The organism is Streptomyces albireticuli, assembly GCF_021228125.1.
GTDB classification, from domain to species: Bacteria; Actinomycetota; Actinomycetes; order Streptomycetales; family Streptomycetaceae; genus Streptomyces; species Streptomyces albireticuli.
In genome coordinates, this window is the sequence record NZ_JAJQQS010000007.1 from 359893 (window position 1) to 382550 (window position 22658).

General features: G+C 74.2%; 21 protein-coding genes. 8 read left to right on the plus strand and 13 right to left on the minus strand.

Annotation, left to right across the window (positions count from 1 at the left end):
* Positions 1–11: 11 nt before the first annotated feature.
* Positions 12–1244, minus strand: a complete 1233-nt coding sequence (gene ilvA / locus LUZ64_RS16570; protein ID WP_095585103.1) for a threonine ammonia-lyase — start codon at positions 1242–1244, stop codon at positions 12–14.
* Positions 1245–1730: 486 nt separating this feature from the next.
* On the opposite strand from ilvA, the gene LUZ64_RS16575 reads away from it, so the two are divergent.
* The 3 genes from LUZ64_RS16575 to LUZ64_RS16595 all read left to right on the plus strand — a co-directional run bounded on the left by LUZ64_RS16575 (position 1731) and on the right by LUZ64_RS16595 (position 3289).
* The gene (locus LUZ64_RS16575; protein ID WP_199843862.1) at positions 1731–2231 is read left to right on the plus strand and encodes a MarR family winged helix-turn-helix transcriptional regulator; all 501 of its coding nucleotides are present in this window, start codon (positions 1731–1733) and stop codon (positions 2229–2231) included.
* A 114-nt stretch (positions 2232–2345) separates the two neighbouring features.
* Positions 2346–3056 (plus strand): sigma factor-like helix-turn-helix DNA-binding protein, encoded by a 711-nt coding sequence (locus tag LUZ64_RS38080; protein ID WP_420877603.1) that lies wholly within the window; start codon positions 2346–2348, stop codon positions 3054–3056.
* The gene (locus LUZ64_RS16595; protein WP_095585114.1) at positions 3053–3289 is read left to right on the plus strand and encodes a hypothetical protein; all 237 of its coding nucleotides are present in this window, start codon (positions 3053–3055) and stop codon (positions 3287–3289) included. The genes LUZ64_RS38080 and LUZ64_RS16595 overlap by 4 nt, the downstream gene beginning before the upstream one ends.
* 207 nt (positions 3290–3496) lie before the next feature.
* Here LUZ64_RS16595 and LUZ64_RS16600 read toward each other — a convergent pair whose 3' ends face one another.
* Positions 3497–4642, minus strand: a complete 1146-nt coding sequence (locus tag LUZ64_RS16600; protein ID WP_095585104.1) for a cystathionine gamma-synthase — start codon at positions 4640–4642, stop codon at positions 3497–3499.
* Positions 4643–4768: 126 nt separating this feature from the next.
* Here LUZ64_RS16600 and LUZ64_RS16605 point away from each other — a divergent pair, with 126 nt between their 5' ends.
* Entirely contained in the window at positions 4769–5857 is a 1089-nt protein-coding gene (locus LUZ64_RS16605; RefSeq protein ID WP_095585115.1) for a hypothetical protein, read from the plus strand.
* Positions 5858–6275: 418 nt separating this feature from the next.
* Entirely contained in the window at positions 6276–6944 is a 669-nt protein-coding gene (gene msrA, locus LUZ64_RS16610) for a peptide-methionine (S)-S-oxide reductase MsrA (RefSeq protein WP_095585105.1), read from the plus strand.
* Positions 6945–7125: 181 nt separating this feature from the next.
* On the opposite strand, the gene LUZ64_RS37775 is transcribed toward msrA, so the two are convergent.
* Positions 7126–7536: a deaminase gene (locus tag LUZ64_RS37775; RefSeq protein WP_170116966.1), complete on the minus strand. Its 411-nt coding sequence runs from the start codon at positions 7534–7536 to the stop codon at positions 7126–7128.
* 454 nt (positions 7537–7990) lie between these two features.
* Here LUZ64_RS37775 and LUZ64_RS16620 point away from each other — a divergent pair, with 454 nt between their 5' ends.
* Positions 7991–8644 carry a ClpP family protease gene (locus LUZ64_RS16620; RefSeq protein ID WP_095582184.1) on the plus strand — a complete coding sequence of 218 codons (654 nt, stop codon included), beginning with the start codon at positions 7991–7993 and terminating at the stop codon, positions 8642–8644.
* A 2-nt stretch (positions 8645–8646) separates the two neighbouring features.
* Positions 8647–9258 (plus strand): ClpP family protease, encoded by a 612-nt coding sequence (locus LUZ64_RS16625; RefSeq protein ID WP_095582185.1) that lies wholly within the window; start codon positions 8647–8649, stop codon positions 9256–9258.
* A gap of 63 nt (positions 9259–9321) precedes the next feature.
* On the opposite strand, the gene LUZ64_RS16630 is transcribed toward LUZ64_RS16625, so the two are convergent.
* The 3 genes from LUZ64_RS16630 to LUZ64_RS16640 all read right to left on the minus strand — a co-directional run bounded on the left by LUZ64_RS16630 (position 9322) and on the right by LUZ64_RS16640 (position 10908).
* On the minus strand, positions 9322–9780 hold the full coding sequence (locus LUZ64_RS16630; RefSeq protein WP_095582186.1) for a helix-turn-helix domain-containing protein: 459 nt from the start codon (positions 9778–9780) through the stop codon (positions 9322–9324).
* 183 nt (positions 9781–9963) lie between these two features.
* Positions 9964–10260, minus strand: coding sequence for a hypothetical protein (locus LUZ64_RS16635; protein ID WP_095582187.1), 297 nt, complete (start codon positions 10258–10260; stop codon positions 9964–9966).
* A gap of 81 nt (positions 10261–10341) precedes the next feature.
* Positions 10342–10908 carry a class I SAM-dependent methyltransferase gene (locus tag LUZ64_RS16640; protein ID WP_095582188.1) on the minus strand — a complete coding sequence of 189 codons (567 nt, stop codon included), beginning with the start codon at positions 10906–10908 and terminating at the stop codon, positions 10342–10344.
* Between the two features lie 54 nt (positions 10909–10962).
* On the opposite strand from LUZ64_RS16640, the gene LUZ64_RS16645 reads away from it, so the two are divergent.
* A complete protein-coding gene (locus tag LUZ64_RS16645) occupies positions 10963–11847 on the plus strand; it encodes an AraC family transcriptional regulator (protein WP_232390084.1) in 885 nt (294 codons plus the stop codon).
* Positions 11848–12152: 305 nt separating this feature from the next.
* On the opposite strand, the gene LUZ64_RS16650 is transcribed toward LUZ64_RS16645, so the two are convergent.
* The 7 genes from LUZ64_RS16650 to LUZ64_RS16685 all read right to left on the minus strand — a co-directional run bounded on the left by LUZ64_RS16650 (position 12153) and on the right by LUZ64_RS16685 (position 22608).
* Positions 12153–13424 carry a DUF2786 domain-containing protein gene (locus tag LUZ64_RS16650; protein ID WP_232390083.1) on the minus strand — a complete coding sequence of 424 codons (1272 nt, stop codon included), beginning with the start codon at positions 13422–13424 and terminating at the stop codon, positions 12153–12155.
* A 742-nt stretch (positions 13425–14166) separates the two neighbouring features.
* Positions 14167–15441: a L,D-transpeptidase gene (locus tag LUZ64_RS16655; protein WP_095580258.1), complete on the minus strand. Its 1275-nt coding sequence runs from the start codon at positions 15439–15441 to the stop codon at positions 14167–14169.
* A 785-nt stretch (positions 15442–16226) separates the two neighbouring features.
* Complete coding sequence (hutH, locus tag LUZ64_RS16665; RefSeq protein WP_095582859.1) at positions 16227–17765, minus strand: histidine ammonia-lyase; 1539 nt, start codon at positions 17763–17765, stop codon at positions 16227–16229.
* 131 nt (positions 17766–17896) lie between these two features.
* Complete coding sequence (locus LUZ64_RS16670) at positions 17897–19039, minus strand: GGDEF domain-containing protein (RefSeq protein WP_095582860.1); 1143 nt, start codon at positions 19037–19039, stop codon at positions 17897–17899.
* Between the two features lie 433 nt (positions 19040–19472).
* Positions 19473–20267, minus strand: a complete 795-nt coding sequence (locus LUZ64_RS16675; RefSeq protein ID WP_095581485.1) for an enoyl-CoA hydratase/isomerase family protein — start codon at positions 20265–20267, stop codon at positions 19473–19475.
* Between the two features lie 153 nt (positions 20268–20420).
* Positions 20421–21638: an adenylate/guanylate cyclase domain-containing protein gene (locus LUZ64_RS16680; RefSeq protein WP_095581484.1), complete on the minus strand. Its 1218-nt coding sequence runs from the start codon at positions 21636–21638 to the stop codon at positions 20421–20423.
* 91 nt (positions 21639–21729) lie between these two features.
* A complete protein-coding gene (locus tag LUZ64_RS16685) occupies positions 21730–22608 on the minus strand; it encodes a biotin--[acetyl-CoA-carboxylase] ligase (protein ID WP_095581483.1) in 879 nt (292 codons plus the stop codon).
* Positions 22609–22658 lie beyond the last annotated feature (50 nt).

The following is a 22658-nucleotide window of genomic DNA, read 5'->3' on the forward strand; positions in this document are numbered from 1 at the left end:
CTCGCCCGCCGTCAGGGCATCACCAGATACCCCGCCTCGCGCAGGGCGGTCCCCACCACCACGCAGTGCTCCGGCCCCTTGGTCTCCAGGTGCAGCTCGACCTCCGCCTCCGTGAGCCCGAGCCGCGGGTCGGTGCGCACATGGCTCACGTCCAGGACGTTGGCGTCGGCCTCCGAGAGCACCTCCAGGAGGGCGGCCAGCGCGCCCGGGCGGTCCGTGAGCCGCAACCGCAGCGACAGATAACGGCCCGCCGCCGCCATGCCGTGCCGCAGGGTGCGCTGGAGCACCAGCGGGTCCACATTGCCGCCGGACAGCACCGCGACGACGGGCCCCTCGAACGAGCGGGGATCCGCCAGCAGCGCCGCCACGGGGCTCGCCCCGGCCGGCTCGACCACCATCTTGGCCCGCTCCAGGCAGAGCAGCAGGGCGCTGGAGAGGTCGTCCTCGGAGACCGTGCGGACCTCGTCGACCAGCCCCTCGATGATCCGGAAGGGGATGTCACCGGGGCGGCCCACCTTGATGCCGTCGGCCATCGTCGCCGGCGCGGGTATCGACAGCGGCTCCCCGGCCGCCAGCGACGGCGGATAGGCGGCGGCGCCCGCCGCCTGCACGCCCACGATCCGCACATCGGGCCGCAGCGCCTTCACGGCCACGGCGATGCCGGCCACCAGACCGCCGCCCCCGACGCCCACCACGATGGTGCGCGCCTCGGGGCACTGCTCCAGGATCTCCAGGCCGATCGTGCCCTGACCGGCGATGACGTCCGGGTGGTCGAAGGGGTGGATGAAGACCGCGCCCGTCTCCCGGGCGTGTTCCCGGGCGGCGCGCACGGCCTCGTCGACGATCTGACCGTGCAGGCGCACCTCGGCGCCGTACTCCCGGGTGGCGGCCACCTTGGGCAGGGGCGCGCCCTCCGGCATGAACACCGTGGAGCGCACGCCCAGGAGCGAGGCCGCCAGGGCCACGCCCTGCGCGTGGTTGCCCGCGCTGGCGGCCACCACCCCCGCCGCGCGCTCCCGCGGGGACAGACCGGCGATCCGGACATACGCGCCGCGCACCTTGAAGGAGCCCGTGCGCTGGAGGTTCTCGCACTTCAGGTGGACCGGGGCGCCGACCAGCCCGGAGAGGAAGCGGCTGCCCTCCATGAGGGTCGCGCGGGCGACGCCGGAGAGCATCTTCTGGGCCTCGCGGACATCCTCGAGCGAGACGGCGAGGGGAATTCCGCGGGAGACATCACTGGACATATCGCTGGACCCGTCGTGAGGGCCGTCGTGGGAGACATCATTGGATAAACCGGGTGCCATCGGAGCTTGTTTCCCGGGCATCCCGGACGGATCGGACCGGTGATCCCGGGCCGCCGGACCCGGGTCCGTGGCGCCGGACGCCCCGGCGGGCCGGCTCTCGGACCGGCCCGCGGACCAGCCCATGGAGCTACCCGCCGACCGGCCGACGGACTGACCTGTGGGCTGACCGGTTACGCCTCGGACCGTGCCTTCGTCATCAACTCGTGCAGCCATGCGGCCAGTCTCGCAGCTCGCCTCCGCGACTACCGTCACAGGACGCGCACATCCGTGCATACCGGCGCGGAAGGGAGGCGGGCGGGCGGCGGGCGCGCGGCGGCGCATACCGAGCGGTTTGCGCAGCACCCGTACGAGCGCCCGTCGGGCCGCGTACTCTGTCCCCCAATCCTCAGCGATTCCCTGCCCGCCGTACGAAGTGAGCCCCAGGCCATGCCCACCCCTCCGGACATGACGACCGACCTCGCCCCAGGCGTCCTCGACGCCCTCCAGCACCAGGTGGCCGTCTTCGCCCGTCGCGCCGAACAGACCCGGCTCGGCGGTGTAGGCCAGGTCCGCAACTCCATGGACCGCGCCGCCTATCTGCTGCTCAACCGCCTCGACCAGGAAGGTCCGATGGGCGTCAAGGCGCTCGCCGCGGGCATGGGCATCGACTCCTCGACCGTCACCCGTCAGGTGGCACCGCTGGTCGACACCGGCCTCGTCAAGCGGACGTCGCACCCCGAGGACGGCCGGGCCGTCGTGCTCCAGCTGTCCCCGCGCGGCAAGGCCCGCCTCGACGAGGTGCGCGGCTCCCGGCGCGAGCTGATGGCCCTGGTGACCTCCGGCTGGACCGAGGAGGAGCGGGACGTCTTCACCACCCTGCTCACGCGCTTCAACTCCGCCCTCTCCGAGGTGCACAACGCCCTGCCCCCGGCCACGCCGGCCTCTTGACCCGGGGCCGCGGCTGCCCTCTCCTGGTGCGTACGACCGGTGCGTACGACACGCGTACGGACGGTGTCCGCGCGTGCGAGGCGCGGTCCGGGGAGCCGGGGACGGGGGCGGCGGGTGCGAGAACGGCGGGCGGCCGGGGAACGCCGCCGCGCCCATGAGTTCGAGGAGTTCGTCGCGGGTGCGGGCGGCAGGCTGCTGCACGTCGCCGCGCTGCTCACGGGCGAGGCACCGGGCCGGACGCCCGCGGGGGGCGGCCCGGGCGGGCTCGGCGACCCCACGAAGGGAGACGGGCGGGGCCGTTCCGGTGCCCCCGCGGCGGAAAGCGGCTCCGATGACCCCACGGCGGGAGGCCGCCCCGGTGGCCCCACGGCGGGAAGCGGGTCGCACCGCCCCCGTGACCCCGCGCCCGGCCACGGCCACGGGGCGGCCGAGCGGCTGCTGACGGCCGCGCTGGCCGCCACGTACGCCGCCTGGGACCCGCTGCGCGGCGAGGACCCGTACGACCGCGCCCGCCAGGAGCTCGTGACCCGCTACGCGCGGACCGCGCGCCGGGCCGGGGGTACGGCCCCCGGCGGGGTGCTGGCCCCGCTCGCCCCTCAGGAGCGCCTGGTCGTCGTCCTGCGCCTGGCCGAGGGCCTCGCGGAGGAGCAGACGGCGGCACTCCTGGGGCTGCCGGTGGAGCGCGTACGCACGCTCTGCACCCGCTCGGTCGACGCGCTGCGCCACGGTGCGCCCGGCGCGGACCGGGCCGGGGCCCCGGCGTGGCGGGCCGGGTGGTGGCGGGCCCGGCCCTGGCGAACGGGACCGTGGCGGGCCGGACCGTGAGCGGCCTCGACCGTAAGGAGGAAGAGATCCGCCGGATGCTGGACCTCCGCCACCCACCGCTCCCCCCGGGCCTCGCCGCACGCGCGGCGGGACGCGGCCGCCGCGCGCTGCGCCGCCGCCGGGCGTTACGGGCGGTGGGGTGGGTGCTGCTGGTGGCGGGGGTGGTGGCGTTCTCCGTGTGGGCGGCGCTGACGGAACCGTGGTCGGCGCGGCCGTGGTGGGAGAGCCCGTAAGGACGAGGCGGCTTTGAGCGAGCCCGTAAGGACAACGCGGCCCTGAGTGAAGCCCGTAAGGACAACGCGATCCTGAGGGAAGCCCGTAAGGACAACGCGATCCTGAGCGAAGCCCGTGAAGGACGAGGCGGATCCTGAGGCGAGCCCACAAAGAGGACGGGGCGGGCGGGGGCTGATGCCCCTGCCCGCCCCGGAACCCTCCGGCGACTAGCCCAGCGCCTGCGTCAGGTCCGCCAGCAGGTCATCCACGGACTCGATGCCGACCGACAGGCGGACGAGGTCCGCCGGGACCTCCAGCGCCGAACCCGCCGTGGACGCGTGCGTCATCCGGCCCGGGTGCTCGATCAGCGACTCCACGCCGCCGAGGGACTCACCGAGGGTGAACAGCCGGGTGCGGTTGCAGACCTCGACCGCCGCCTCCTCGCCGCCCGCGACACGGAAGGACACCATGCCGCCGAAGTCCTTCATCTGCTTGGCCGCGACCTCGTGGAGCTCGTGCTCCGGCAGGCCCGGGTAGTAGACCTTGGTGACCTTGGGGTGCGAGGTGAGCAGCTCGGCGACGCGGGCCGCGTTGGCGCTGTGGCGGTCCATGCGCACGGCGAGCGTCTTGATGCCGCGCAGCGTCAGCCAGGAGTCGAAGGGGCCGGCGACGGCGCCCATCGCGTTCTGGTGGTAGCCGATCTCCTCGGCCAGCGTCGCGTCGGCCGTGACGAGCGCACCGCCGACGACGTCCGAGTGGCCACCCACGTACTTCGTGGTGGAGTGCACGACGACGTCGGCGCCCAGGGACAGCGGCTGCTGGAGGTAGGGGCTCGCGAAGGTGTTGTCGACGACCAGCCGCGCACCCGCGGAGCGCGCCACCTCGGCGACGGCGGCGATGTCCGTGATGCCGAGCAGCGGGTTGGAGGGCGTCTCGACCCAGATCACCTTCGTGCGCGGGCGGACGGCGGCGCGGACGGCGGCCGGGTCGGAGGTGTTCGCCACGGACCATTCGACGCCCCAGCGCTCGACGACCTTGGCGAAGAGGCGGAACGTTCCGCCGTAGGCGTCGTTCGGAATGACGACGTGGTCGCCCGGCGACAGCAGCGTACGCAGCAGGGTGTCCTCGGCGGCGAGGCCCGAAGCGAAGGCGAAGCCGCGACGGCCACCCTCCAGCGCCGCCAGGTTCTCCTCCAGCGCGGTGCGCGTCGGGTTGGCGCTCCGGCTGTACTCGTAGCCACCCCGCAGGCCGCCGACGCCGTCCTGCTTGTAGGTGGAGACTTGGTAGATGGGCGGCACGACGGCCCCCGTCAGCGGGTCCGCCTCCTGCCCGGCGTGGATGGCGAGGGTTTCGAAAGAGTGCTGGTCGCTCATTTCTCCGAGGGTAGTACCCCGGGTACCCGAACACTCCTGTTCACTTGTAACTGGCGGATGAACGATCCGCCGGGCTGCCTCGTTGTCCTGATGTCGGCCCTTACGCTCAGCTTCCCGGGACACCTCATGGAGTTTCTTTTCATCCTGCTCGCCATCGTGGTCGTCTGCGGTGTCCTGATCGGTCCCGCGATGCGTCGCAGGCGCGCCGGCCAGGAGGTGACCGAAGGCGCCCGGACCGCCGTCGACCCCGCCGGGGCGTACGGCTTCCTGCCCGCCGAGCGGCTCGACGTCCGCCTGCCCGGCCCGGACGAGGCACTGCTCGCGGCGGTGCAGGAGGCCCGCCGCACCCAGGACTGGAAGCCGGCCGCCGAGCTGCTGGCCCGTACGGACGCCACGTCGGCCGCCGAGCTGCGGTGGCAGCGGGTGCAGACGCTGGCGGGCGCGGCCGCCCAGGAGCTCGCGGAGACGCCGGGCACGGGCGGCATGTGGCTGCGCCACTGGCGCGTGGTCGCGCCCAAGGACGCGGGCGGCGCGGCGGTGCAGGCCGAGTTCCTGGTCCAGCAGGCGCTGCGCGACCCGGCCTCGCAGGACTTCCGGATGATCCTCGAGGAGGCGCGTACGGTCTGCGCCGAGGCGTCCCTGCTGGCGCCGGGCGACCCGGTGCCGACCATCGTCGAACTGGGCGTGGCCCGGGGCCTCGGCGTGTCCGAGGCGGAGTTCCAGTCCCTGTGGGAGCGGGTGGTCGCGCGCGCCCCGCAGCACATGGGGGCGCACCTGGCGGCGCTCCGCTACTGGAGCGCGAAGTGGCACGGCTCGCAGGAGCGGGCGGACGCCTTCGCGCAGCGCGCGGCGGCCGGGGCGGCGCCGGGCAGCCTGCTGCCGGCGCTGCCGCTGTTCGCCGTCCACGACCACCTGCCGGACGTGAACCTGGTCCCCGGTCTGTACCAGGGCGTGGTGGTGTCCCAGGCGATCGAGGCGGCCCGCTTCGCGGTGGCCGGCGCCCCGGCCGACCACCCGGTGCTGCCGCACGTCCGTCACCTGCTGGTGTGGTTCCTGGTGCGCGCGGAGCGCTACGCGGAGGCGATGGAGCAGCTGCGCGCCGTCGACGGCCACATCGGGGCGGTCCCGTGGTCGTACGAGCAGGACCCGGTGGCGGCGTACCTGACGTACCGGGCACTGGCGGTGGCCGGGTGGGAGCAGGGCGCGGGGCGTTGAGGGGGCCGCGGCAGGCGCGCCGGTAGTGACGGGGGAGGCGCTTCGGCGGGACGGTACCGGCCGCCGGGTGCCCGGAGCCGGGCGGCCCGGATCGGCGGCCAGGGCGGTCCGGGGACGGGCGGCCGAGAGATCGCCCGCTGTATGTCACCGAGCCCCGAGACCCGAGGCCGGGCACCCGCACGGGCAGGAGTCCGCCGAGGGCCGGAGAGCCGCGCCGCTGAGCCGGAAGGCCGCGGCAGGGGACCGGGGCCGGTGCGGCCGGGGCCGGCGCGGCCGGCGTAGCCGGGGCCGGCGCGGTGACGACGGACGTACGCGTACAACGCGGCCGACACCCGCCGCGCCCGGCGTCCGGGAATCGCCGGGCGCTCCCGCTCGTTGACGGAACAGCCCGTCCGTCCGGCCCTCCCCTGGAGCCGCAATGCTCTTCTCCCGCCATGAGACCCGCCTCCCCAGCCCCGAGGAGGCCCTGAAGGGCCGCCCGGAGCCGGAATTCGCCCTCCCGGAGCGCCACACAGTGCTGGGCACCCCCCTCGCGGCCCCCTACCCCGAGGGCCTCGAGGTGGCGGACTTCGGCCTGGGCTGCTTCTGGGGCGCCGAGCGCAAGTTCTGGCAGGCCCCGGGCGTCTGGACGACCCTGGTCGGCTACCAGGGCGGCCACACCCCGAACCCGGCGTACGAGGAGGTGTGCAGCGGTCTCACCGGCCACACCGAGGCCGTCCGCGTCGTCTTCGATCCGTCCGTGACCTCGTACGAGGCGCTTTTGAAGCTCTTCTGGGAGTCCCACGACCCCACGCAGGGCTTCCGCCAGGGCAACGACCGGGGCACCCAGTACCGCTCGGCGGTCTACACCCACTCCCCGTCCCAGCAGTCGGCGGCCGAGGCGTCCCGCGACGCCTACCAGTCCGTCCTCCGCGCCTCCGGCTACGGCCCGATCACCACGGAGATCCTCCCGGCGGGCCCGTTCTACCCGGCGGAGGCGGCCCACCAGCAGTACCTGGACAAGAACCCGGCGGGCTACTGCGGGATCGGCGGCACGGGCGTCTCCTGCCCGGTCGGGATCGCCGGGGCACCGTCGCCGGACGCCTGACGGGCCGCACGGCGCCCCGTACCGGCCGCTCCGGGCCCGTGAGGCGTCCGGGGCGGGCTGACGGCCTCGCCGGTCACGGCCTCCCGACCGGCCGCCCGAGCAGCCGACCGTGGCGAGGACGTCTCGGACGCCCGCCCCCCCACATCCCGCACAGGCCGATTCCGCACCCCGGCCCCGGCGTTCACCGCGGCACGGTGCGGTACAGCGGATCCGTGAGGTCCGTCCGGATGTGGTGGGCCAGGGACGGGCGGCGGGGCAGGGTGGAGCGGGCGACGATCTCGCCGCAGGGGACCTGGATCTGCGGGAAGCCCCTGGAGACGAGGTGCGCGATGGAGGTGCCGTAGGCGACGCCCCGCACCTCCGACCAGAGGAGGGCGCCCGCGCACATCGGGCAGGGCTCGGCCGTGCTCACCACGACGTACGACCGCAGGGGGATGCCCGCCGCCGCGGCCTTGCGCAGCAAGCTGACCTCCGCGTGCGCCGTAAGGTCGCCGCCTTCCGAGCTGTTGCCCGCGCCCATCACGACGGAGCCGTCGGCCGGGTCGACCAGGGCCGCCCCGAAGGGCCAGCGCGCCGTACGCGCGTGGCGCACGGCAACAGGCATGGCGTCGGCGACCGCGGCCCGCAGGCGGGGTGGCCAGTCGCCCTCCCAGCACTCGGTTCTCGCCGGGGGGTTCCCGGGAGAACCGGCCCGCGCGGACGGGGCCGCACCCAGGACGCCTCCCACCGCCGACGGGACGGCCACCAGGGCCGTCCCACGGAGGAAGCGCCGACGCGAAGAGCCTGTGGAGCCCGGAGCGGCCGGAGAAGTCATGCGGCCATTCCAGCAGCGCGGGTCCCTCCTGCCCAGAGGGCCGCGTCCCGCCGCCCGCCGGAGGATACGTACGAGCCCCCGTCCCGAGCCTCGCCCCCGGGCCCGCCCCGCCCCGGCCGCTCTGCTCTCGGCAAATCTGCTGCGGGCCGAGATTCCTCCCGGCACCGCCCCGGCGGCCCGACAGTGGAGTGACCCGCGGCGGACGGCAGCCGCGTCACGACGAGGAGGCTCCATGTCAGCGCTCATCACCGGCTCGGACGCGTATCCGCGTCCCCGCGCCTCCGAAGGGGACACGCCGTCGACGCGGTTCGACGACCACCTGGCGGCGCAGCTCCTCACCCAGCGGATCGTCGTCCTCGGCACCCAGGTCGACGAGGTCTCCGCCAACCGGGTCTGCGCCCAACTGCTCCTGCTGTCCGCGGAGGACCCGCGCACCGACATCAGCCTCTACATCAACAGCCCGGGCGGCTCGGTCACGGCGGGCCTCGCGATCTACGACACGATGCGGCTGATCCCGAACGACGTCTCGACGCTGGCCATGGGATTCGCCGCCAGCATGGGGCAGTTCCTCCTCACCGTCGGCACGGCGGGCAAGCGCTTCGCCCTGCCGAACGCGCGGATCATGATGCACCAGCCCTCGGCCGGCATCGGCGGTACCGCCGCCGACATCGCGATCCAGGCCGAGAACCTGGAGTTCACCAAGCGGGCCGTCGAGCGCATCACCGCCGAGCACACCGGCCAGACCCCGGAGACGATCTCCCGCGACGGCGACCGCGACCGGTGGTTCACGGCCCAGCAGGCCAAGGAGTACGGCATGGTCGACCGCGTCGTCGAGTCCCTCGACGACGTCCGTCCGGCCGGTACGAAGCGACGGATCGGACTCTGACGATGAGCCAGTACACCATCCCCACCGTCGTGGAGCGCACCCAGCAGGGCGAGCGGGCGTACGACGTCTTCAGCCGGCTGCTGTCGGAGCGGATCATCTTCCTGGGCACGGAGATCGACGACGGCGTCGCGAACGTCGTCATCGCGCAGCTGCTCCACCTGGAGTCGTCCAGCCCGGAGAGCGAGATCGCGATCTACATCAACTCGCCGGGCGGCTCGTTCACCTCGCTCATGGCCATCTACGACACGATGACCTTCGTCAGCTCGCCGATCTCGACGTTCTGCGTCGGCCAGGCGGCCTCGACGGCGGCGGTGCTCCTCGCGGGCGGGGCCCCCGGGCGGCGGTTCGTCCTCGAACACTCCCGGGTGCTGCTGGGGCAGCCGTCGAGCGGCGGGCGGCAGGGAACCGTCTCGGACCTCACCCTCCAGGCCAAGGAGATGCTCCGGATCCGCGCGGAGGTCGAGGAAGTGCTGTCCCGGCACACCCCCCACGACGTCGCGACCCTCCGCGCGGACATGGACCGCGACAAGGTCTTCACCGCGCACGAGGCGGTGTCCTACGGGCTCGCCGACGCGGTGCTCAGCCGGCGGGAGCTCGCGGCCGCCCGGCGGTGACGGCGGCCTGAGGCCGCGCGTGGGCGGCCGTCGCCCCACGGGGGAGGCGACGGCCGCCCACGGTCATGCCGCGAGTCGCACCTCGCCCTGCCGCGACACCGACGGCGCCGCGCCGTAGCGGGCCGTCGGCGCGGAGCGGGACGTACGGAGGGAGCGGGCCGGGGCGACCGGGGCGGCGGCGGTACGGGGCGGCCTGGCCGCGCGCGCCCCGCCGAGGCGGGCGAGCTCCTCCTGCGCGAGGGCGAGGAGATCGGCCAGCCCGAGGCCGAGGGCCTGCGCGGCGGCCGCGAGGACCTCGGACGACGCCTCCTTGCGGCCGCGCTCCACCTCGGAGAGGTAGGGCATCGAGATCCGGCCCGCGTCGGCGACGTCCTTGAGCGTACGTTCCTGCGCGCGGCGTTCGCGGCGCAGTACGTCACCGATGACGTCCCGCCAGAGCGGCTCCTTGGCCGCGGGGGCCGGGTGCGCCGTGGCCGGGCACAGGGGGACGACGCGGGCTTGGTTGGGCGCGTGGGTGCTCACCCCTTCAGAGTAGGAGCGGCACGCCCGGAGGAGGGCCGACGGCGTTCTGCCCCCGGCGAAATCGGGGGGGCAGGGCGGATGCGTACGTCCGACGGGAGCCGAGGGCTGATGACTGCGGGCCGCTGACCGCCGACCGCTGACCGCCGGCGCGGACCCCGCGCGCTGCCCGCCTCCCCTCTCGCACTACATCCGGTCGACCGCTTCCTTCGCCTCCCTCAGGTCGGCGCCCGTGATCTCCCGGTAGGCCGCGATGGCCTGGATCTTCTTACCGTCCTTCAGGAGCGCCCCGACGCGCTCCAGTTCGGGTGCCCGCCCGGCATCCTGCTGGGCGATTCCCATGTGCCGCAGGATCAGGTCCGTCTTGCGGTCGAGCTCCCCGATCCTGTGGTCCAGTCGCTTGAGCCGGCGTTCCTGGGCCGAGCTCAGCCAGGCGAAGAGCGGGATGAGCACGAGGAGGGCCAGATACACGGCTATGTCCATGACACGCGATCGTAGCGAGGGCGGGGCGGACGGCACCCTTTTCGTCGCCACGTCGCCACGTCACCCCGTCGCTACGTCGTCTCACTGCCGATAGGCGATGAAGCGGAAACTCCCCTTCCCCACACTGACTTCGCAGTCGTCGAACCCCGCCGCCCTCAGCCGCCTCTCCAGCGTCTCCGGCGGTACGGGCACACAGGTGTCGCCGAGATGTATCAGCCGGAAGCCCCAGTTGCTGAGGGCGTCGCACCCGGTGAAGAAGCCACCGGGGCGCAGGACCCGGCGGGCCTCGGCGAAGAGCCTGTCCTGGGCGCGGGGCGAGGGGACGTGGTGCAGCATGGTGAAGCAGGCGACGGAGTCGAACCCGCCGTCGGGCAGCGGCAGCGCGCTGCCGTCGGCGTGCCGGACGTCCGCCCGGTCGCCGAACTCCCCGCGCAGCCGGGCCGCGTAGGAGGCGTCGGCCTCGACGAGCGTCAGCCGGGAGACCTTGGGCAGCAGGACGCGCGTCGTCGCGCCGTAACCCGGCCCGATCTCCAGCGTGTCGGGGCCGAGGGTGACCCCTTCGAGGGCCCAGGGCAGCAGTTCGTTCTCGATCGCGCGCGCCCATTTGTCGGAGGCGCACAGGCGGCGGTGGATGAAGTTCATCGGCATGCTTCGAGGCTAGGAAGATGGGCGGGTGTCGGATACGGGCCAGGGGGTCAACTGATGTCGCCAAACGGACAAGCCGCCGGGTGCGGAGGGGGTCGGCGAGGGCGAGCCGGGGGCGGAGGGGACCCGCACGGCCGGGCCGGGGGCGGGCCCTCCCAGCCCTCCCACGGCCACCTCGTCGCCCCTCTCGGCAGCGCCATCGCCGTCGGCAGCTTCCCCCTCGACGGCGGCGAGTGGTTCGCCCGGCACGAGCACGGTGCCCATCAGCTCGCCTGGGCGCCCCACGGCGTCCTCGCCGTGCGGGCCACCGGCCGCACCTGGGTGCTGCCCTCCACCGTCGCCCTCTGGATCCCCGCCGGGGTGCCGCACGCCACGGGGGCGACCTCGGCCGCCCTGCTCCGCAGCCTCTACTTCTGGCCGGACCGCTGCCCGGTCTCCTGGGACGAGCCCCGAGTCGTCGCCGTGTCAGGACTGTTGCGCGAGCTCATCGGGCACCTCGCGCAGGGCGCCGACCGCATCCCGGCCGACGCCCGGCTCCGCGCCGAGAGCGTCGTCCTCGACCTCCTGCGCCCGGTGTCCGTGACGACCGTCCGCGCCCCGGACCCCGCGGACCCCCGGGCCCGCCGCGTCGCGGAGGCCCTCCGCGCCGACCCTTCCGACGGCCGGACGCTGACGGAGTGGGGAACGGTCGTGGGCGCCAGCGCGCGCACGCTAGCCCGGGCGTTCGTCTCCGATACGGGCCTGACGTACGGGCAGTGGCGCACCCAGCTGCGCCTCCAGGCTGCGATGCCGCTGCTGGCCGCGGGGGCGACGGTGTCGTCGGTGGCGCGGCGGGTGGGGTACGGGTCGGCCAGCGCGTTCGTGGCGGCGTTCCGGCGGGGGGTGGGGGTGGCGCCGGGTACGTATTTCGCACGGGCGGGTGGGGAGGGGGTGGGGCGGTGAGGTGCAGCTGCGCGGGCGGTGCGAGAGGCGGCACCTGGCGGCGCGGAGGGCCGAACCGGCGACGCTGGCCCTGCGGGCGGCCTTCCCCGGCCCCGCCCCTCCCCGAAACCGGGGGCAAGCCCCTGGGCCCCCTTCCGCGCTGACGCGCGGTGTCCTCAAACGCCGGCCGGGCTGAATTCACCCGCGGACCGGGCCCGGGGCGGAGCCCCTCACGCGGCGGAGCCTCACATCGGATGCAGCGGGAAGGGGCGGGGCTGGGGAAAACGCCCCGCGCAGCGGCGACCCACCCCACCGCCCACCCACCGTCACCGCAACCGCGCCGCGTCCGCCGCCGCCTCCCCCCGCGCCCACCCCTCCGCGTCACGCCCCTTCAGCCGGTGCGACGTCGTCGTGGGGAACAGCCGCTCCGTCGACTCGCCCACCGCCACGTCCCGCGCCGCCAGCACCGGCAGCACCTCCGCCGGAACCGCGGCCGCACCGGCCCCGGCACCGCCCGCCGCCTCCGCCACCACGGCCGCCGCCGTCGCCGTGAGGCGGTCACGGATGCGGGCCGCGTAGGCGATCAGGAAGGACTGGCGGAAGTCGCGCGTACGGCGCGAGCGGCCGCGCGCGTGGTGGTCGTCGCCCGCGCGCCGCATCGCCGTCGTGGCCTGGACCAGCAGCGACGTGTACATCAGCTCGACCAGCTCCAGGTCCGCCTCGAAGCCGACGACCGTGGAGAAGTCGAACTCGCTCGACCACACCGACCGGCAGTGGTTGGCCTCCGCGACCGCGTCGAGGAGCAGGGCCTTCGCGGCCTCGTACGGGCCCTCGACGCCGATCCGCCAAGCCCCGGGACCGTCGACGGGTTCGGTCGCGTGGGCGGCGAGCAGCGCCTCGTCCAGCGAGTAGCGGGCCATGAGCTCCTGTGCCTTCGCGGACAGCGCCTCGGCCTCCTCCGCGAACTCCGTGGACTCCGCCTTCGCCAGCAGCGCCCGGATCCGCGTGAGCATCCTCGGCTCCACGGCGACGGCGGGACGGCCCGTCCCGGCACCGCCCACCGGCCGCGCCGCGCCCGGCAGCGGCCCCGCCGCGCCGATCCGCGGCAGCGAACCGATCAGCCGCAGCGCGCCCAGGCCGCACGCGGCCGCCTCGAAGCGGCTGAGCCGCTCACGGCCCGCGAAGCCCTCCAGGAACGCGTCGTCCGCCTCCCACCACACCCGCGCCTCCAGCTCGGCCAGCTGGGCCGCCCAGCGGGCGGAGAGCGTGTCCGGTGCGTAGCGCCGCGCCTCCGCGGCCACGGCGTCGACGGTGAAGCGCAGCTCGGCGGCGGTCAGCTCCCGCCGTACGAGCCTGGCGACATCCGCGGGCTGCCAGCCGCCCTCCCAGGCGTGCCGTACGACCTTCTCCGCGGCACGCAGCAGGGCGCGACCGACGGCCTCCGGACCCGCGGGATCCGCCGTAAGGGTCGAGGCGGCGGCGTAAAGGGCGTCATCAAGGTCGTCGGCGGACCGACCCCGCAGGCCCGCCAGAGCCGCCTCCACGGCGGCCAGCGGGCCGGCGTCCTCCGGTCGCTGCCGGCTGCTGCGCTTGCCCACGGGTGTCTCTGCTCCTCGGGTGACGGGTGGCGGATGGTCGGGCCCGTCGGTCGTCCGTGCGGGCGTTCCCATTGTCCCGGAGGGGGTGTGGGGGCGGGGTGGGGGCCATGTGCGGCCTTGCGCGGGGGCGCCGCCGCGGGGGCCGCGGGGCGGTGCGGGCGGTGCGGGCAGTGCGAGAAGCGGCACCTGGCGGCGCGGAGAGCCGTACCGGCCGGGGCCGTACCGGCCGACAGCGCAGGCCCTACCGGCAGCGCGGGCCCTACCGGCAGCGCGGGCCCTACCGGCGGCACGGGGGCCGAACCGGCGGCGCGGGCCCTGCGGGCGGCCTTCCCCAGCCCCGCCCCTTCCCGAAACCGGGGGCAAGCCCCCGGGCCCCCTTCCGCGCTCCGCGCGGTGGCCTCAAGCTCCCCCAGCTACCGCTGGGAGGTACCCCCAGCCGGGCTGCATTCGCCCGGTTCCGGGCAACGAATCAGCCCGTCCGGCGTTTGAGGACCGGGGCCCGGGGCGGAGCCCCGGTTTCGGGAAGGGGCGGGGCTGGGGAAGGCCCCGCGCAGCGGCACCCCCACCCGGACCCGCACCCCACCACCCCGCCCCACATCACCCGCAAGGACCCCGCCCCACCCCACCCACCCGTTGACAACCCCCCGAAACGCCAAGCGGCGACCCGCACAAACCGTGCGAGCCGCCACCCAGCGGAACCAGCTGCCGAATCAGCTGCTGAATCAGCCGAAAAAGATCAGGCTCAAGCCCCCGTCGCGCTCCCCGCGACCCACGCGTTCCAGTCCATGTTCCAGCCGTTGAGGCCGTTCTCCGGGGCGATCGTCTTGTCGTTGGAGTTCTTGACCTCGACGACGTCACCCAGCTGGGAGTTGCTGAAGAACCAGGAGCCCGAGGTCGACGGGTCGTCCGCGCCCTGCTTGTCCTCCAGGCCGATGCAGCCGTGGCTGGTGTTGGCGCTGCCGAAGATGCCGCTGCCCCAGTAGTTGCCGTGGATGAACGTGCCCGACGTGGACAGGCGCATGGCGTGCGGGACGTCCTTGATGTCGTACTCGCCCTTGCCGTTGCCCTTGGTGAAGCCGACGGTCGAGCCGTCCATGCGGGTCTCCTTGAACTTCTCGGAGATCACCATCTTGCCGTTGTACGTCGGGTTCTCGGGGCTGCCGGCCGAGATCGGGATGGTCTTGATGGTCTTGCCGTCCCGGACGACCGTCATCTGGTGCGACTTCACGTCGACCGTGGAGACCTGAGCGTGACCGATCTTGAACGAGACGGTCTTCTTCTGCACGCCCTTGACGCCGGGGGCGCCCTCGACGCCGTCGAGGTCCAGCTTCAGGGTGACGTCGGAGTTGGCCTTCCAGTACTCCTGCGGGCGGAAGTCGATCCGCTGGTCGCCGAACCAGTGGCCGACGATCTTCTGACCGCTGCTGGAGTTGACCGTGATGCCGGACTGGACGGCCTTGCGGTCCTTGATCGGCTTGTCGAAGTTGATCGACACGGGCATGCCGACGCCGACGGTCGAGCCGTCCTCCGGCGTGAAGGAGCCGATGAAGCTGTTGGTCGGCGAGACGGTGGCGAAGGAGGAGTTCTCCGTGGCCTTGCGGCCCTCGGAGTCCTTGGCCTCGACGACGACCTTGTACTTGGTGGACCGCTCGAGCTGCTTGGCGGGCTTCCACGAGGTCTTGTCGGGCGATATCGTGCCCTCGACCGGGGCGCCCTTGTCGGTCGTCATCTTGACGCTCGTGAGCTCGCCGTCACTGACGGTGACCTTGGCGGCGTCGGTGGTGATCCCGGCGTTGGTCGAGCCGTCCTTCTGCGCGATCTTGATCTGCGCCTTGGAGGCTTCCTTGGCGGCAGCGGCGTCGACCTTGTTCTGGGACTTGCCGTTACCGGCGGAGCCGCTCTTGCCGTCGTCGTCGCCACCGCCGCAGGCGGCGAGGGTCAGCACACCGCCGAGCACAGCGGCCGCGGCCACCAGGCCCTTGCGGCGCTTGCCGTCCGTCATCACACGCTTCTCCATTGCTCCTGGACCCCGAAATCCCCGAGCCGAATCGTGGGGCAGCACGTATCCCGGCTTCTGCTTAAGGAACGCCTGCACCGATAAGTCCGTTCCACACCTCAGGGAAATGTGGGGAAGACCACCCCAGTAAAGCCCCTCGCGGGGCCGACATGGTAGCCGGGGTGCTGGTAGATGCCTGCTTTCCATGGTGCCTGCGGGGCTGTTGTGACTGCCAGGGTCGGGATGCCCTTGACTTTCCCGCCACGTTCACCGGAGCGGGCCGGCGGCTTCCCGCACACCCTGTCGCCCGCTCCCCTGCGGCTTCCCGGCGGCTTCCCGGCGGTTTCCCGCCCTCCCGCACGGCTTCCGCGCACCCGTTCGCATCACTAACATCGGGTCAGCCGGGGCCGGGCGCACAGTGCGAGGGCCCCAAGAACCGCCACCTCAGGGGGAATTCGTCCCGTGACCGCGCATCGACCGCTGCTGACCGCAGTCGCCGCCGGTTCGCTGCTGTGCGCGGTGTGGTGCGTGCCGACCGCGTACGCGACGGCCGAGCGACCGGGGCCCGGAAAGAGTGAAACGGTGCGGAGCACCACCGTCACCACGGGAAACCCCGCCGCACCCACGACCAAGGAACCCGCCCCCCCCCGCCCAAGGAACCCGTCCTCGCCGACTCGGGCGCCGTCGACACCACCCCGTACGTCTTCGGCGGCATCGCTTTCGTCGCGGCGGGCGGCGCCCTGGTCACCGCCGCCGTGCGCAGGACGCGCACGGCGGCTCGCTGACCGCCGCGCCGGACGAGGGCCTCAGGCGAGCGTGCCCGTCACCGGCTCGACCGCCGCGACCAGCTTCCCCGAGCGGACGAACTCCTCGGCCGCCGCGAGGTCGGGAGCCAGGAACCGGTCCTCGCCCGGACCCTCGACGCCCGCCGCGCGCACCGCGCGCAGTACCTCCTGGGTGGCCGGCGCCGCCGTCAGGCCCGTACGCAGCTCGATGGCGCGCGTCGCGGCGACGAGCTCCACGGCGACGACCTTCGTGAGCGCCCCGACGGCCGTCCGCAGCTTGCGCGCGGCCGACCAGCCCATGGAGACGTGGTCCTCCTGCATCGCCGAGGACGGGATCGAGTCCACGGAGGCCGGCACGGCGAGCCGCTTCATCTCGCTGACCAGGGCGGCCTGCGTGTACTGAGCGATCATCAGGCCGGAGTCCACGCCCGGGTCCCCGGCCAGGAACGGCGGCAGCCCGTGCGAGCGGTTCTTGTCCAGCAGCCGGTCGGTGCGACGCTCGGCGATGGAGGCGAGGTCCGCGGCGGCGATGGCCAGGAAGTCCAGGACGTACGCGACCGGGGCGCCGTGGAAGTTGCCGTTGGACTCGACCCGGCCGTCGGCGAGGACGACGGGGTTGTCGACGGCGGCGGCCAGCTCGCGGTCGGCGACCAGCCGGGCGTGGGCGAGCGTGTCCCGGCCGGCGCCCGCGACCTGCGGGGCGCAGCGGATGGAGTACGCGTCTTGCACGCGCGGCGCGTCGTCCTGGTGATGCCCGGTCAGGCCGGAACCGGCCAGCACACGGAGCATGTTGCCGGCGCTGGCGCCCTGGCCCGGGTGCGGGCGGATGGTGTGCAGCTCGGGGGCGAGGACCTTCTCGGAGCCGAGGAGGGCCTCCAGGGAGAGCGCGGCGGTGATGTCGGCGGAGGTGATCAGACGGGCGAGGTCCGCGCAGGCCATCACCAGCATGCCGAGCATGCCGTCGGTGCCGTTGAGGAGCGCGAGGCCCTCCTTCTCGCGCAGCTCGACGGGCGCGATGCCGTGCGCGGCGAGCAGCTCGCCGGCCGGGCGCAGGGTGCCGTCGGGGCCCTCGGCCTCGCCCTCTCCCATCAGGGTGAGCGCGCAGTGGGAGAGCGGCGCGAGGTCGCCGGAGCAGCCGAGCGAGCCGTACTCGTGCACGACCGGGGTGATCCCGGCGTTGAGGATCGCGGCCATGGTCTCGACCACGAGGGGGCGGACACCGGTGTGGCCCGAGGCGAGGGTCTTCAGCCGCAGGAACATCAGCGCGCGGACGACCTCGCGCTCCACACGGGGCCCCATGCCGGCGGCGTGCGAGCGGACGATGTTGCGCTGGAGCTGGGCGCGGAGGTCGGGACTGATGTGACGGACGGCGAGGGCGCCGAAGCCCGTGGAGACGCCGTAGACCGGATCGGGCTTGGCGGCCAGGTCGTCGATGACCTGCCGCGCGGCGGCGACGGCGGCCAGCGCCTCGTCCGAGATCACGACCCGCGCACCGTCGCGTGCCACGGCGATCACATCTTCCGCGGTCGTCCCGGCCGTCCCCACCACCACAGTGTGCATATCCATATTCAGGCACCCTAGAGACTGAATCGCGGTCTGTACATAGTCTTCGGCAGCTCGTCCCGGGACCCCGCGCCAGGGGGCCACCGCACCCTCCGATCCGCTCTACGGGCCGTCGCTCCCGGTCACCCTCAGTCGCCCGGCGTGCCCGAATTCCGCCCCCGGAACCGCCGCCGCTCGGCGGCCGGCGCGGCCGGCGGATGGTCCGCGAGCCGGACGACGGGGTCCCTGCGCCCGCCGTCGCGCCCGGCGACCACCGGCTTCGCCGACCGCGCGGCCTTGGCCCGGTACTGGGCCGCGTCCGCGAGCCGGAAGAGGCGGCGGGCCGTGCCCACGGCCCCGATCGGGTCACCCGTGGAGGCGACCCCGCAGGCGACGCCCTCGCCGAGCTCCAACCCGGCGGCCCTGCGGCACAGTTCGTCCGCGATCCGCACCACTTCGTCCGCCGACGGACCGACCGTCAGCAGACAGAACTCGTCGCCGCCCAGCCGGGCGGCCAGGGTGCCCGGCAGCATCGCCCCGCACAGCGAGAGCACCGAGCCGAACCGTTCCAGCAGCCGGTCGCCGACCGCGTGACCCAGGGTGTCGTTGACCTTCTTGAGGCCGTTGAGGTCGCAGACGACCAGGCTGACGACCACACCGTCGGCCAGGTGCCGCTCCACCGCCTCGTCCAGCCGCGCGTCGACCGCGCGGCGGTTGCCCAGGCCAGTGAGGGGGTCGGTGAAGGCGAGCCTGCGCACCTCCTCCAGCCGCTCGGTCTGCGCGATGCCGGCCGCGGCCACGGCGGCCAGGACCGTCGCGAAGTCCGCGTCCGTGCGGCCGAAGGCGGTCACCCCGGGCGGCCGGGCCACGTACAGCTCGCCCCAGGCCCGCCCGTGCAGCACGATCGGCGCGACGACACAGCTGCCCCGGCCGCGCCGCCGCAGCGCGGCCACCCGCTGGTGGCGGTACGCGCCCGCCGGGCTGTACGCGCCGGTGCCGGCCGCGCCCTCGGCGCCGTCCGCGCTCTCGATCCACGCGCGGGGCTCAGGACCACCGCCCACCCACTCCTCGTGCAGGATCTCGGCGATCTCGGGGAAGTCGTGCACCGGGTACGACTCGTCCGCCGGGTACCGTTCCTCGCCCTCGGCCAGCTCACCGGCGTTCACCAGCACCCGCAGCCGGCCGTGCTCCCGTTCCCACGCCGAGACGGCGGCGAAGCTTCCCCCCAGCGCCCGCCGGGCCCGCTCCGCCGCGGCGGCCACCGACTCCAGCGGGGACTGCGCCGCCGCCATCGCCTGAGCGAGCTCCACGACGGCGCCCAGCCGGACGTCGCACTCCCCGCCGTCTGCCACCCGAGCCTCACATTCCGTCACCGCGCGCAGTACCTGCACTCCAGCGTATGAATGTTGCGCCCATTCCGCCCTATGACCGGCTTGGCAGTGCTTCCGCCACAGCCGTACCAGGGGAATTACCAGCGTAGTCGGAGCGGACCGGAGGGGCGGGGCGGACCAGAGGAGGCGGCGGACCAGAGGAGGCGGGGCGGACGAGAGGGGGCGGGGCGGGGGTGGGCCCGGCAGGGGCGTAAAGCGTGATTTGCGGGCCCGAACAAGGGCAACGACGGCAACGGCGGGCAACTGGGCCCGTAAATCATGCAGCCCCGGAGGGCCCACCCCCGCCCCGCCCCCGACCCACGGACGGCCGAGGAACCCCGACCGCCCGCAGCCCTCACTCCCCCGGCCAGTCCGGCGTCCGCTTCTCGTTGAAGGCCGCGACGCCCTCGGCACGATCCCCCGAGAAGGCCACCGTGCGCCACGCGGCGTCCTCGACCTCCAGCCCCGTCCGCAGGTCCAGGCCGTGCCCGAGCCGCAGGGCGCGCTTCGCGGCGCGCAGGCCGACGGGCGAGTTGGCCGCCATGCGCGCGGCCAGCGCGAGCGCCTCCGTACGGTCCTCGCCCTCGGCGACGAGCTGGTCCACCAGGCCCAGCTCCCGCGCCTCCCCGGCGGGCACGCGCCGCGCCGTGAAGATCAGTTCGGCCGCGCGGGCGGCGCCCACCCGGCGCGGGAGCAACTGGGTGCCGCCACCGCCGGGGATCACGCCGACCGACACCTCGGGCAGGCCGACGACGGCCGTGGCGTCCGCCACGATCACGTCGCAGGACAGCGCCAGTTCGAAGCCGCCGCCGAGCGCGAAGCCGTGGACGGCGGCGATCGTCGGCATGGGCAGCTCCAGCACACCGGTGTACGCGGCGCGGGCGTGCGGACGCTGCCGGCCGAGGTCGGCGTCGGTGAAGGAGTTGCGCTCCTTGAGGTCCGCGCCGACGCAGAACGCGCGCTCGTGCGTGGAGGTGAGGACCACGACCCGCGCGGAGGCGTCGGCGGCGAGGGCGGCGGTGGCCTCCCCGATGCGGCGGCCCATCTCGGTGGAGACGGCGTTCATGGCCTTGGGCCGGTCGAGGACGAGTTCGGCGACGTGCCCGTGGCGCCTTACGGCGACCCATTCCCCGAAGCGGATCTCACTCACGTGGTGCCTCCCGGTGACGTTAACGACCGTAAACTTCCGTCGCTGATCATCGCACCGGTAACGGAGGTCCTCAATCGCCGGACGGACCCGATTTCCGGCCCGGCCGCCGCACCGACGACCGTCGACCGACGACCACTACCCCTCAGCCGCCGTTCAGCCGCCGTTCCTCCGCGTCAGCAGCCACGGTTCCACGACACCCAGCCCGCGCACCGGCCGCTGCCACATCGGCTGGAGGGCGAAGCGGTACTTCTCCGTGCCGTCGGCCGCCGCTGCCGCCTCCACCTCCGACTTGGGGGCGTCGCCGCTGCGGGCCAGCTCCTCCGCGAAGGCGCCGTCGACCAGGACCGCGTCCTTCGGCGCTATCGACGTCAGCCGGGAGGCCAGGTTCACCGTCGTACCGAAGACGTCGCCCATGCGCGTCGTCACCGTGCCGAAGGCGAGGCCGACCCGGAGCTCCGGCATCGTCTCGTCGTGGGTCATGGTCTCGATGAGCCGCAGCCCGATCTCGGCCGCGGTGCCCGCGTCGTCCGCCGAGTACAGCACCTCGTCGCCGAGCGTCTTGATGAGGCGTCCGCCGTGCGCCGCGACCAGGTCGGCGGCGGTCGTCTCGAACGCCTCGACCAGCTCGCCGAGCTCCTCCTCCTCCAGACGGCGCGTCAGGCGGGTGAAGCCCACGAGGTCGGCGAAGCCGACGGCCAGCCGGCGGTCGACCATCTCCGCGTCGTCCTGGGCCTGGACGACGCGGCCGGTGGAGGCGGCCAGCTGCCGCCGCCACACATAGATGAGGAACTCCTCCAGCTCGGGGAGGAGCAGCTCGACCAGCGGATAGGTGATCTCCGTCCGGGTCATGCCCGGTTCCTGAGGCTCGGTCAGCCCCTCCAGGAAGGAGTCGATCTGCCAGTCGGCGAGCCGGGCGGTGGTCTGCCCGGTGGAGCGGGCGACCTGGATGGCCATGGGCTCGCTGAGCAGCCCGGCCTCGACCAGGCCGGCGAGCCGGCGCAGGGCCAGCACGTCGGCCTCGGTCAGCGCGCGGGCCTGGCCGATGTCCGCGAAGCCCATCGCGCGCCAGAACCGGGAGGCGAGGTCCATGGAGACCCCGGCCGCGCGGGCGGCCTGGAAGGGGGTGTAGCGGCGCTCGGCGCCGAGGATCAGCGCTTCCAGCCGCAGGGCGATGGGGTCGCCGCCCTCGTCCCCGTACTCCTCGACGCCTCTGGCGCCGCCCCGGCCCGTACTTCGGCCCGCGCCGTCGGAGCCCTGCCGGTCGGCGTCGCCGCCGGTCCCGCCGGCGCTCCCGCGCGCGGCGCCGTCGCCGCCCGGGGTGCCGCCCGTGGCCTCAACGGCACGGGAGGTGCCCCCACCGTCGCCGGTCACCGCCCGCCCCCTGTCCGATCCGTGCGCACTGCCCTGCCGATCGCTGCTCGCTTAGGTTCCGGGCACAACGATACGACAAGTGTGCCGTAGCTCACTCTTCCGACAGCGCGGGCCGTAGGTGAACGATGTCGCCGGCGCCCACCGGCTGCTGCACCCCGGCACCGGTGGCCAGCACCAGCCGGCCGTCGCCGTCGACGGCCACGGCCTCCCCGACCAGGTCTTTGCCGCCGGGCAGTTCGGCGCGCACGGTCCGGCCGAGGGTCGCGCACCCGGCGGCGTACGCCTCCTGGAGACGGGACGCGCGCGGGTCGCCTCCGGCGCGTCGCCACTCCGTGTACCACTCCTCCAGCGACCGCAGGACGGCCCGCAGCAGCGGATCGCGGTCCACGGTCGTGGCGCCGGCCAGGGCCAGCGACCCGGCCGTCGGCACCGGGAGCTCCTCGGCGCGGAGCGAGACGTTCAGGCCGATGCCCACGACGACGCCGTCGCCGGAGCGCTCGGCGAGGATGCCGCCGGTCTTGCGCTCGGCGCCGCCGACCGTCACAAGCAGGTCGTTCGGCCACTTCAGGGCGGTGTCCACACCGGCGGCGCGGGACAGCGCGGTGGCCGTCGCGACGCCGGCGAGCAGCGGCAGCCAGCCCCAGCGCTCGACCGGGACGTCCGGTCCCGGGGTGAGCAGTACGGAGAAGAAGAGGCCGGAGCGCGGCGGCGCGGTCCAGACCCGGTCGAGCCGGCCGCGTCCCGCGGACTGCTCCTCGGCGACGAGGACGGCGCCCTCGGCGGCCTTCCCCGCGGCGGCCGAGGCGACGAGGTCCGAATTGGTGGATCCGGTGCGCGCGACCACGTCGACGGAGCTCCACAGCCCGCCGGGGCGCAGGAGCCCGCGCCGGAGCGCGAGGGCGTTGAGTGGGGGCCGGTCGAGGTCGGACCAGCGGTTCGCGGCGGAGCCGGAGGCGTCAGCGGGCGTCATAAGAGCCACCTTAGGAGGCAATCGGCGGCAAAAAGGTGTGGCCGACGACG